Consider the following 11,316-nt stretch of genomic DNA (forward strand, 5'->3'; position numbering starts at 1 on the left):
AATTTGCGTCACATGAATAACGTCCTTGATACACTAATATCTGAAGTGGATAATGCACTACGCACTTTATTTCCCCCCGCTCAAAGAATGAGCGCTCGCCCCTCACCAGCAGAACAACTTGCTGATACGAACCTTTCTAGTAAAGAAAAAAAACATATTGCTGGACTTATGCGCGTCAATCACGCAGGAGAGGTTTGTGCTCAAGCACTTTATCAAGGCCAGGCATTAACCGCACAATTAACCCATATTAAAAAGCAAATGAGCGATGCAGCAGCCGAAGAAACCGACCATTTGGCCTGGTGTGAAATGCGATTAGCAGAATTGAATTCAAAACCAAGTATCTTAAATCCTTTTTGGTATGGTGGATCAATGCTTTTAGGAGCAATTGCAGGCTTCGCCGGCGATAAAATCAGCTTGGGTTTTGTTGTAGAAACCGAGCGGCAAGTATCAGCTCACTTGCAACGCCATTTAGATAACTTACCAGAGCACGATAAAAAGTCCCAAGCAATCCTCGTTAAAATGAAAGAAGATGAAGAACACCATGCAGCTACGGCATTAAACGCTGGAGCAATTGAACTTCCTTATCCGGTGAAACAGTTAATGCGGATTGTTTCTAAATTAATGACTAAAAGTAGTTACTATGTATAATGGTTTGATGCGTTAACATTCATAAATGTACTTGTAGCTAGGGTGAAGCGAAACCGGGTTTCGGTCCTACGGACATTCACCTAGGCCACCCTTAAGGTTTATTTTTTTGCGCAAGATGCGCCAAATACAACCTTTCGGTGCATGGGGCATGAATGGATACAAATAAAGTTATGGCACAAGGAACTATTAAATATGGACTCAGCCATTTTATTCACACTTTTTGTTATCTTGATTGCCTATGTCTTTGACTTTATTAATGGCTTTCATGATGCAGCAAATTCCATAGCAACGATTGTTACGACCAAGGTTTTGACCCCTAGACAAGCAGTAATATGGGCTGCTTTTTTCAATTTCATCGCTTTTTTAGTTTTCAATCTGACCGTAGCAAAAACCATAGGCAGTGGATTAATTAATACCGATTTTGTCGATGCACATTTTATTTTAGCCACATTGATTGGCGCTATATTTTGGAATCTTGTCACTTGGTATTATGGACTTCCTTCAAGCTCATCACATGCTCTGATTGGCGGCCTAGCTGGTGCTGCAATAGCCAAAGGCGGATTTTCATCCCTCAAGCTTTCAGGTTTCATCAAAGTAATTGGTGGAATTTTCATTTCACCAGCATTCGGATTATGTGTTGCCCTGCTCCTAATCTATTTTTTTAATACATTATTACGTCATAAAAAGAAAACTGAATTCAAATTCTTTAAAGTATTTCAGCTGTGCTCTTCTGCATTACTGAGCTTAACCCACGGCAGTAATGATGGACAAAAAACTATGGGCATCATTTCTATATTGCTGTTTTCATCAGCATGGATTCAAGGGCCATTTTATGTTCCTTTTTGGGTAGTCATTTCATGCCAGGCAGCGATTAGTCTCGGGACTCTGGCTGGAGGATGGCGTATCGTACATACAATGGGGACCAAAATAACAAAACTTGATCCCATGAAGGGCTGTGCTGCGGAAACTGGCGCCGCCATGTCGCTTTTTATAGCAACTCAATGTGGTATTCCTGTCTCAACCACACATACCGTGACAGGAGCAATTGCCGGCGTGGGTTTAGCGAACGGAGTTAATGGAACACATTGGCATGTCATCAAACGAATTTTCTTTTCCTGGATCATTACAGTTCCTGCCGCAGGAATAATTGCTGCGGCATTGGTATTAAGCCACATCTAAGAGAGCTCAGTGCCTCGGTCCTCGTCATCCCGAGTGCAACGAGGGATCCCCAATCATATCCTGATACTATACCCCCGCTATACTCGGGTGTGTTAGGCAATTCGTTGATAAAGGTAAAGTAGGCTGGACTGATAAGCCCAGCATGTAACAGGCCAATATATTTCCTTTTAAGACCAATGAACAAACCCTTGTTAACTGAACTTAGGATGCGGTGTTTCATGATGAACATTTTGGAGAATACGAAATTAATTCAGCAAATGCTGGGCTTATCAGCCCAGCCTGCACTGCTATTTTGTCAACGAATTACCTAACACATCCGGGCACAGCTCTTAGCCATTTTTTTGCAACGCACTACGGGTATAACTAAAAGAAAAGTAAATGACCAACCCGACTCCCATCCAAATCAAAAAACGCATTAGCGTAATTGAAGGCAAATTAATGATCAAATAAAGACAGGTTGCCATCCCTAAAATAGGCACCAAAGGCTTTCCTGGGGTTTTAAACGGACGATGCATCTCTGGCCTTTTATAATGTAAATATAACACACCGGCACAGACAATAAAAAATGCAAATAAAGTACCGACATTAACTAGCTCAGCTAAAACATCCATGGGAACAAAAGCAGCAAGCGATGCCATTAAAATGCCACACAATACAATAATCCTTATGGGCGTATGAGTATATGGATTTGTTTTGGAAAAAATCTTCGGTAATAGGCCATCACGCGTCATTGCTAACATAACGCGCGTTAGACCATAAAATAACACCAGCATGACGGTAGTTAATCCGGCAATAGCACCCAGGCTTATCAAGCTCGCAGCTGATTTATAACCTAAAACTAATAAAGCATGGCTGATGGGGGAGGCAACATTGAGGGTACTGTAGTGCGCGATCCCTGTTAATAATCCAGAAACAACAATATATAAAATGGTGCAAATAAATAAAGAACCTATGATTCCTATAGGTAAATCACGCTGCGGATTGATTGCTTCTTCGGCAGCGGTAGATACTGCATCAAATCCAATATATGCAAAAAATATTAATGATGCACCTTGAATTACACCGTGCCAACCAAAAGGTAAAAATGGCGACCAATTAGACGGCTTAACTTCCCCTAAAGCAATTCCGATAAAAAGAAGAACAACAAACAGCTTAATCATCACCATAATATTATTGACTCGGGTACTTGATTTGACCCCCCAAATTAATAATGCAGTTAAAATTGCAATAATCAGGCAAGCTAATAAATTAAAAAAACCACCATTCTCCGGGCCAGACAAAAGTGTTTTCGGGAGATTTATTTTTATCGCCATAAGAAAATCATTTGCATAACCGCTCCATCCAACAGAAACTGCAGAAACAGAAATGGCATATTCCAACAATAAGTCCCAACCCACAATCCAGGCAATTAACTCACCAAAACCAGCATAGGCATAACCGTAAGCACTACCACATCCACCTATAGTTGCAGCCAGTTCCGCATAAGATAACGCTGAAAAGATGCAAGCAAACCCCGCCAATACATAAGAAAAGATAATTCCAGGCCCCGCGTCTTTTGCCGCAACAACTCCTGTCAAAATAAAAATACCAGCGCCTATAATCGCCCCAACACCTAAAAGGGTCAGATCAAAAGCTGTTAAGCATTTAGTCAGATGTGATTCATCGGCCAATGATGCATTGATCTCTTTTTTACGAAACAAGTCCATGGTATGCTCACCGTTTTTAAACTCATATTTCTATATAAATAAGCAAGAACGCTGCCAAATCAGCATAGGAAATTCTGATCAAAGTTTATATTTGTAGTATAGCTCCCGCTTAGGTTAAAAATTAAATGAAAAACTTTACGGTACGAATGATCATTATTGGTCTATTAACACTGTTTTCCTTTAATACTTACAGCAGTAATCCGCCTGTAATTTCTTCTTCATCTATATCTAATGACAAAACGCATAAGACTGGTTCTTTGACAATTAAAACCCCGCAAGAGGCAACTGCAGAACCCAAGGGGTGTAAATATTGGCTTCCATTATTTAAACCTTTTTGCCATCACCTTCATCAGACATGGACTGAGGGAAGTACCGATCTTTATCTTTCTGGTTATGCCTGGCATAACCGTTTTACCTATTCTGCAGAACAGATCCAGAAAAAAAAATACAACGAGCTTGCTTGGGGTGGAGGATTTGGCAAGGGATTTTTTGATGAGAAGGGAAATTGGCATGGCCTGTACACATTTGCGTTCCTTGACTCCCACCGTAATGTAGAACCAATTGCTGGATACGCCTATTTGAAAGTAGCAACTCTGACTAAGGACTTTAAGGCTGGATTGGGATTTTCTGTATTTGTTACCTCACGGCCTGATATTTTTCATAGTATTCCTTTTCCGGGCGCAGTCCCATGGGCAGGGGTATTCTATAAAAAATTTGCCTTAAAAGCTTCCTATGTGCCTGGCTCATCAACCAATGGCAATGTTCTTTATATTGTCGGAACATACTCCTTTGATAAGTAAAACTACATGTAGCCTGGGTGCAGCCCCAGGCTACAAAATGCATATCTGCTTTTTTTAAGAGAATGTGCTATGTTTTAAGTACCTCTATCAGAAGATTCTTAAAATGAAATCCTTTATTGAACAAGCACAATTTTATGCCGCGTATCACCAAAACATTCAAACACGTTACACCCATATGGCAGGAGTCCCTATCATTATTTTATCGATAATGATTCTGCTAGGGTTCATAAAAATCATTATGCCCGGTGTTTTTGCAACAAATCTTGCCTGTTTAGGAACCCTCATTGCTTTAATTTACTATTTCCGTTTAAATTGGCAGTTGGCTTTAGCACTTACACCAATCATGATCATCTTGTTATTAATAGCCAATTGGTTTAGCCAAGATGGCCCAACAACTTTAGGCGTTTGGTCATTTGTCATTCTGTTTATCTTAGGCTGGGGGTTACAATTTTACGGCCATTATCTGGAAGGTAAAAAACCTGCATTCATGGATAACTTGTGCCAAGCACTCATCGCTCCTTTATACCTGGTTGCAGAATTATTTTTTATGGCAGGTCTCATGCAATCCTTAAAAAAACAAATATACGGTACTGAAAAAGATACGCTTTAATTAAGAGTCGTTATTCGTAAGCTGGGCTGCTAAGCCCAGCATTAGCAGAATTAACACAACGATCGCTTGCTGGGCTTAGCAGCCCAGCCTACGAACCGCCACCAGGACAAACCCAATTTACTCCTCAGAGACAGTCTCTTGGCTTTCCAAATGAATCTTACGGAAAAACTGATGAATCAGAGGTGAAAGTATAATCACCATAATTGCAATAAAAGCCAAACCACTAAATAATGCATAGCATCCTGCAAAGATCTTTCCATGAGTTGTTACCAAGTTGGATGCAGGCCCCATACCAGAAAGAATCATCGAAGCATTCATGAAGGAATCAACCCAGGACATACTCTCCCAATAATGATATCCCCACATACCTATAAAAAGCGCCAAAGAGGTCATTAGTAGCCCGAAAAAAGCATTACGTAGCATATGTAGATATACATTAGCAGGTATTTTTTTCTTATGTTTTTTCATTTGTACTCCCTGTACACAAATTATCAGTTCAAGCCTCGGCGAATTGCGGCATCATTATTTTAAAACAATAATGAATTTTTTGATTTCGTTTAAAGTCCAGATCAATAGTTTGCGCGCTAATATCTTGTACTGAATACTTTTCTTTAAGTATTGGATCCAATTTAAATTGACGTAGATTGGTAGAGAAATATAACACCCCATCTGGATTTAACAAACGCATGGCCGAATTCACCAAAGACAGATGATCACGTTGGATGTCCAAGGTGTCTGTCATGCGTTTAGAATTGGAAAAACTAGGTGGATCTAAGAAAATAACATCGAAGCGATCGCGAGCAACCTTCATCCATTCACGACAATCAAATTGCACAAACTGATGTTTGGATAAATCAAGATGATTGAGTTTGAAATTTTCTTCAGCCCATCGTAAATATGTATTAGACAAATCGACATTAGTGGTTAACGCGCCGGCTAAAGCAGCATGAATACTGGCACTGGCCGTATAACAAAAACAATTGAGAAACCGCGTTCCTGGTTTCAATTTAGCAAAGCTTAAGCGCATTAGACGATGATCCAAAAATAAACCTGTATCCAGATAATCATATAAATTAACTTTAAATTTAGCTTGGCCTTCTGTTACAACCATGGTTTGTCGGCTTTGCCCTAGTTTTTGGTATTGCTCACTTCCTTTTTGTTGTTTGCGCTGCTTTACGACCAAATGGTGAGGCTCGAGCCCCAACACTTTTGGAACAACTTGTATTACTTCTAAACTGCGCTTCTCTACTTTATGAATAGGAATACTTGTAGGAGCCGCATATTCCTGTAGTACAGCATAATCATTATATACATCAATGGCATATGCATATTCAGGTAAATCAGCATCATATACTCGGTAACATGAAATATGGTTCTTATTCGCCCATTTTTGTAAATGACGATAATTTTTTTCTATCCGATTAAACAGCATCTGTGCACTTTCAGACAAAGTATGGCTCATGCTTCCTTTAAGCTCATTGGTCACATGAATATCCAAGCAATAAAGCTTACACTCCAATGCACCGTTATATATAGTGTATTGTTTGCCGGCACGTAATCCTAAGGCCTTTGCTAAAATAGGATTGGACGTCAAAACAGCTGCCTGCCAACCTTGATAATGCGCATGCAAAATTTTGCCTAGTTGCTGATAGAGAGGAACCAAATGGGTCGCCTCACTGAGACGCTCGCCATAGGGCGGATTACAGACTACTAATCCTGTTTTTGCTGAAGCCTGAACTTCTTTTAAGGCTTGGGTTTTAAACTCAACCAAGGGAGCCACGCCAGCACGCTCAGCATTAGCACGTGCTATAGCAATTATCTTGTTGTCCGCATCCGTACCTAATAAAGTCAAAGGCATTGATTTAACTTGCTGCAAAGCATCTACACGTATTTTTTCCCATAATGAGGATTGATGCTGTGCCCAATGTTGCAAGGATTGGTCCTGGCGCAACAAACCAGGAGCAATATGTGCCGCCATCATCGCTGCTTCAATAACCAAAGTACCTGCACCGCAAAAAGGATCATGCAGCGCATACCCTTTCGCAGCCAATTCTGGCCATTTAGCGCGCATAAGTAATGCCGCAGCAACATTTTCTTTTAGGGGAGCAGCACCTGCTTTTTGGCGATATCCTCTTTGATGTAAGCTGTATCCAGTAAGATCAAAGCTCACCGTAACGACATCATTTTTTAAATAGGCATGGATAAGAATTTGTGGCTTTTCCTTATCCACCGAAGGACGAGAATGATCTAAGCGGCGGAAATGATCAACGATTCCATCCTTAACCACCTGAGCGCCATACATGGTATTGCGAATGTGCTCGGAAGCGCCATGAAATTCAATCGCAATGGTTTTATCGTGTGAGAAAACCGTCTGCCAGTGAAATTCGGTACACAGCTGATGCAGAGCCTGTTCATTACCAGCATATCCACTAAAAAGAATTAATTGCACGCGGTTCGCTATTCTTGACCAAAGACATAATTTATATAGGGTCAACAAATTGGCCTCGCCATACACACCTTGTGGATTAACACGTGTAACCGACAAGCCTATGGCTTTTACTTCTTCTTCTAATAAATATTCAAGTCCACGTGGACAGCTAATGAATAGAGAATAGTTCATTCTATGGATGACCTCAAATAGCGAAACAGTGCTTTGGCAGCACCTGTATTTTTTTCTTTCTGCTGATCATCAACTGCTTTTTTAATGAGTTGTCTTAAATGCTGAACATCTTCAGGTTGATAAGCTTCAATAAATGCTGTTAATGCGTCTTTTCCCTCGTTAATCAAGCGATCACGCCAAAGCTCAACCTCATGGAAAGATGCAGTCACCGCACTGTCTTCTTCGAGTAATCGCTCATAAGCAGCCAAAATTTCTTCATAATCGGCAGCACGCATCAGCTTGCCAATTAATTGTGCTTGCCTTCTTTTCGCCCCATGACTTTTAATTGCTTTTGCCTCGACAATTGCTTTGTACAAATTTTCGGGAAGGGGAAGTAAATCAAGCTTGGCCAAACTCAAGTCGATAAATTTTACACCTGTTTTTTGCAAGAAATCGGCTTCTCTTTTTTTCTGTGATTTACTGACTGGTTCATCCATAGTGGGTTCTTTTTAATCGTAAAATTAGCTAATGATACTATATACTGCACACGCTCACCAAATGAGCGTGTGCAGCATGGATTATTATTCAGCTGCTACAAGAGAAGCAGGGCTTGGAGTTTGTACATACTGTTTGCTGGGTCTAGAACGTAAATACGTACGTCCCACGGCAAAGAAGTTATAAATCAGGATGAATAATAAAAGTAAATGCAACCAAGTAATAGTTAATTGCATAAAAATAGGAATAGTAATTAGGACACCTAAACACCCTGACAGGCTTAGAATCATGGTTTTCTTTAGAGGGATTTTATCGTGTTTTAAGAACACCAACGTAGTTAACGGTTGTTGCATGGCTCCGGCAGTAGTCATAATTGGGAATGCGACTACAGGCGAAATATTCATTAAAAAAAGCACACCTTGTACCATAACGAACAAACCAACACCCACGGAGGTTAAAGCGCCACAAACCACCATCGCTAAGAAACCTACGATCAATTTCCAGGAACTCAACTCGGTGAGCTCACCGCCAACAGGTAATAAACGAAACTCATGTGACACTAAGAGCAGAATAATTAAAGCAAAGCAACAAATCATAGACAAACGAATCGCTTGCTTACTTAAGTGACTCACGACAAAACCACCCAGTAAACCACCAACACAAGTTCCCATAACTAAGGTTAGAAGAGTAGTTAAATCAACATCAATTAGACCCATAAAAAATAATGATTCGATTGTTCCGGGGATAACTTGAGCCCCATTATTCACAGCAGGCATTTCATCATCACGAAATGTACCCGTCAATTTTGCCAAAGCGACATTGACAGCAAAACTACCAATACCCAAAGTATCTGCAATAAAAGCAATCACACCACTGATACCTAATTTCAAATATTGCATAAAAGACAGTGGCTCAGCCGGCTGGCGAACGAGTTTGAAAACCATAACGGCTACGCAAAGCAGGCTTAATACCAAAATGCTTAGAGTAATAAAAAAAATGACCATTCGGCTACCAACCTAAATAAATATTGAACTGCGCAATTATATACTAATTCTGCTGCCCAGCAAACAACATTCAGATTAAAAATAGTGCTTTATGAATTGCGTAAGGACACAAATAAGCCACTTTTAATTTGGCCTGATCGTTAAAGTAGCCAGGGTGGAATGGCGCCGTAACTCGGATTTAAGATAAAAAATCAGACTCCGGTCCCCCGGGTTCCGCTTCACTTCACCCAGGCTACAAAAGAAAGCATAAGTGGGCTGGGCTGTAAGCCCCGCGCTTGTTGACATCAATTCTACTCACAAAGAAATATTTTGGAAGTAATTAGTTGCTCATGCAGCTGGTAGTACTGACACCTACCTGAGCAAAAACCGACTGAACCATTTGTCGATCCACGTTCAAATCCTTAGCAGCATAAACTACGCCACAAGCGCCTTTAATAAAGTTAGTCGTCGGAGTCCAATATTTGCTGTTGGCAATAATCATCATCTGATAGGACTTTTTAATACCTATATTTTTGGCCAATAAATAAAATGCTTTATTAAATATGCCGCTCGCCGTATGCACAATAAAACTTTGTCTCTCTTGAGGGTTGGTAATACGTGATTTGGCGTAAGCAACTAAATCAGGATAACTAATTGCACAATAGGCACCATGACTTTGGGCCAGTTTTTTATCCAAACAATCAGCAGAACTACCATCTGAAGAAGGAAAATCCATAAAGCGTAAAGCCTTACCAAACGATTCGCGCACAATAGTCTCGCCAATGCCCCATGTTACCGTATTGGACTCCAGATACAGCTTATTATAAAGCTGAGGAAATTTCTCCAAGAGATAAGCTCGTGCTGCTTGGCCAGCCATATCTGATAATGATTCATTAAGCGCGCCGGACTGATCATGATACTCAAGGCCAGAATGCTGTTCCGTAAAACCATGAGTCACCTCATGACCGGCTACATCCAAAGACACCAAAGGATAAAAATCCTCACCATCGCCAAAAGACATGAATTGTCCATCCCAAAAAGCATTATCATAATGCTGGCCAAAATGAACGCGCATCACTAACTGCATTGGGGTACCATTCGTATTTTGTAGCGCACTGATGCCGTACCATTCTTGATACATATCCACAATTGTTTGGCCAAAATAATAAGCATCATTAGTTGGTGAAAATGCACCATTGATGTTTTCTTCGATATTCTTGTTGCACGGATATTCAAAAGGAGTAGTCAATAGATCATTCCAATCCCAGGCAGAGTTCAGATTAACCAGTTTTACTTTGGATGTATCCATAATGCATTGGCTGCCATTTTGAATTACTTCCAAAAAAGGTAATCCATCTCGTCCATACCAATACTCATGAACTTTTTCATTGCCGCCAGGCCCGCCATCCATATAATTTTTTATATTGTTCCATTCCTTAGTGATTTCACCGCTTTGCGCATCTACGATAAAAAATGGCCATGCTGGCTTATTGTCACCCTGAGTTGTTTTAAATGAAACCTGATAAACCAATTTCAACTCATTCTGCTGTTCTGCTCTGATTTGCAGTTCACTCAACTCTTCATAAGTAGGCATTTGTGGATTAAAGCTGAACCAAGATTTTTTCGCCAAATCAATCGCTTGATTCGAGGTCAGTACGGGTTGTATGTTTAGTTGGATGTCGTTGAGTAAATGTCCATTTACTTGTCCATCCTCTTTAGTAATCATAATTTGTGCACCAACCACAGGGATTCCTCGATACATTTGTTGATACCGCATGATGGTTTTTGCGTGTTCTTGAGTCTGATTTACTGGCTGTAATGTATTTTTTTCTGCGTTTGCACTAACAGCAACTCGCGCTTTTGCATGAGACGTTTGCTTGAGTGAAAATTGATTTAAACTACTTAAGGGCGCTTGATATAAATCCAGTTCGGTTACAGCAAATGCATCATAAGTGACAAAAACAAGAGTGGCGCACAAAAGTTTTTTTAACATAAAAATCACTCAAAAAATCTACAATGGCATCATGATGGCATGAAAATAAACAATCCACAAGTTGCTTGTGCAAATATTATTCTTTGCCAACTTAGCAAATATAAGCTAATTTTTTCAATCAATTAACTCATCAGATGCGGTATACTCTTGCAAAAATGATGGGCTCTGTATATGGTTATGCCCCCGGTTAGTTTTAAGGATAAACTCATGAGCCGCGCAAAATCACCATGGTTATATTTTGCACTACTTCTAATTGTTCCAATCCAGCTTTTATGGGCAAAAGAATCCTTTAAGACTTTGGAA

General features: G+C 40.1%; 10 protein-coding genes. 4 read left to right on the forward strand and 6 right to left on the reverse strand.

What is annotated here, in order from left to right:
- Window positions 1-12: 12 nt before the first annotated feature.
- Window positions 13-648 (forward strand): 2-polyprenyl-3-methyl-6-methoxy-1,4-benzoquinone monooxygenase, encoded by a 636-nt coding sequence (coq7, locus tag BGO44_RS15030; RefSeq protein ID WP_083503969.1) that lies wholly within the window; start codon window positions 13-15, stop codon window positions 646-648.
- 192 nt (window positions 649-840) lie between these two features.
- Entirely contained in the window at window positions 841-1,827 is a 987-nt protein-coding gene (locus BGO44_RS15035; protein ID WP_058511437.1) for an inorganic phosphate transporter, read from the forward strand.
- A 329-nt stretch (window positions 1,828-2,156) separates the two neighbouring features.
- Here the strand turns inward: BGO44_RS15035 and BGO44_RS15040 are convergent, their stop codons facing one another.
- A complete protein-coding gene (locus BGO44_RS15040; protein WP_273198684.1) occupies window positions 2,157-3,533 on the reverse strand; it encodes an amino acid permease in 1,377 nt (458 codons plus the stop codon).
- A 125-nt stretch (window positions 3,534-3,658) separates the two neighbouring features.
- On the opposite strand from BGO44_RS15040, the gene pagP reads away from it, so the two are divergent.
- Complete coding sequence (gene pagP, locus BGO44_RS15045) at window positions 3,659-4,333, forward strand: lipid IV(A) palmitoyltransferase PagP (RefSeq protein WP_273198683.1); 675 nt, start codon at window positions 3,659-3,661, stop codon at window positions 4,331-4,333.
- Between the two features lie 103 nt (window positions 4,334-4,436).
- Entirely contained in the window at window positions 4,437-4,943 is a 507-nt protein-coding gene (locus BGO44_RS15050; RefSeq protein ID WP_273198682.1) for an Mpo1 family 2-hydroxy fatty acid dioxygenase, read from the forward strand.
- A 117-nt stretch (window positions 4,944-5,060) separates the two neighbouring features.
- On the opposite strand, the gene BGO44_RS15055 is transcribed toward BGO44_RS15050, so the two are convergent.
- The 5 genes from BGO44_RS15055 to BGO44_RS15075 form a co-directional block, all read right to left on the reverse strand.
- Window positions 5,061-5,411, reverse strand: coding sequence for a hypothetical protein (locus BGO44_RS15055; protein WP_273198681.1), 351 nt, complete (start codon window positions 5,409-5,411; stop codon window positions 5,061-5,063).
- A gap of 28 nt (window positions 5,412-5,439) precedes the next feature.
- Entirely contained in the window at window positions 5,440-7,563 is a 2,124-nt protein-coding gene (rlmKL, locus tag BGO44_RS15060) for a bifunctional 23S rRNA (guanine(2069)-N(7))-methyltransferase RlmK/23S rRNA (guanine(2445)-N(2))-methyltransferase RlmL (RefSeq protein WP_058511432.1), read from the reverse strand.
- Window positions 7,560-8,039: a ribosome biogenesis factor YjgA gene (gene yjgA / locus BGO44_RS15065; protein WP_058511431.1), complete on the reverse strand. Its 480-nt coding sequence runs from the start codon at window positions 8,037-8,039 to the stop codon at window positions 7,560-7,562. The genes rlmKL and yjgA overlap by 4 nt, the downstream gene beginning before the upstream one ends.
- 84 nt (window positions 8,040-8,123) lie before the next feature.
- Complete coding sequence (locus BGO44_RS15070; protein ID WP_058511430.1) at window positions 8,124-9,041, reverse strand: hypothetical protein; 918 nt, start codon at window positions 9,039-9,041, stop codon at window positions 8,124-8,126.
- A 319-nt stretch (window positions 9,042-9,360) separates the two neighbouring features.
- Window positions 9,361-11,013, reverse strand: a complete 1,653-nt coding sequence (locus tag BGO44_RS15075; protein WP_058511429.1) for a M4 family metallopeptidase — start codon at window positions 11,011-11,013, stop codon at window positions 9,361-9,363.
- Window positions 11,014-11,316 lie beyond the last annotated feature (303 nt).

Source organism: Legionella sp. 39-23 (assembly GCF_001897665.1).
Taxonomy (GTDB): Bacteria; Pseudomonadota; Gammaproteobacteria; order Legionellales; family Legionellaceae; genus Legionella; species Legionella steelei.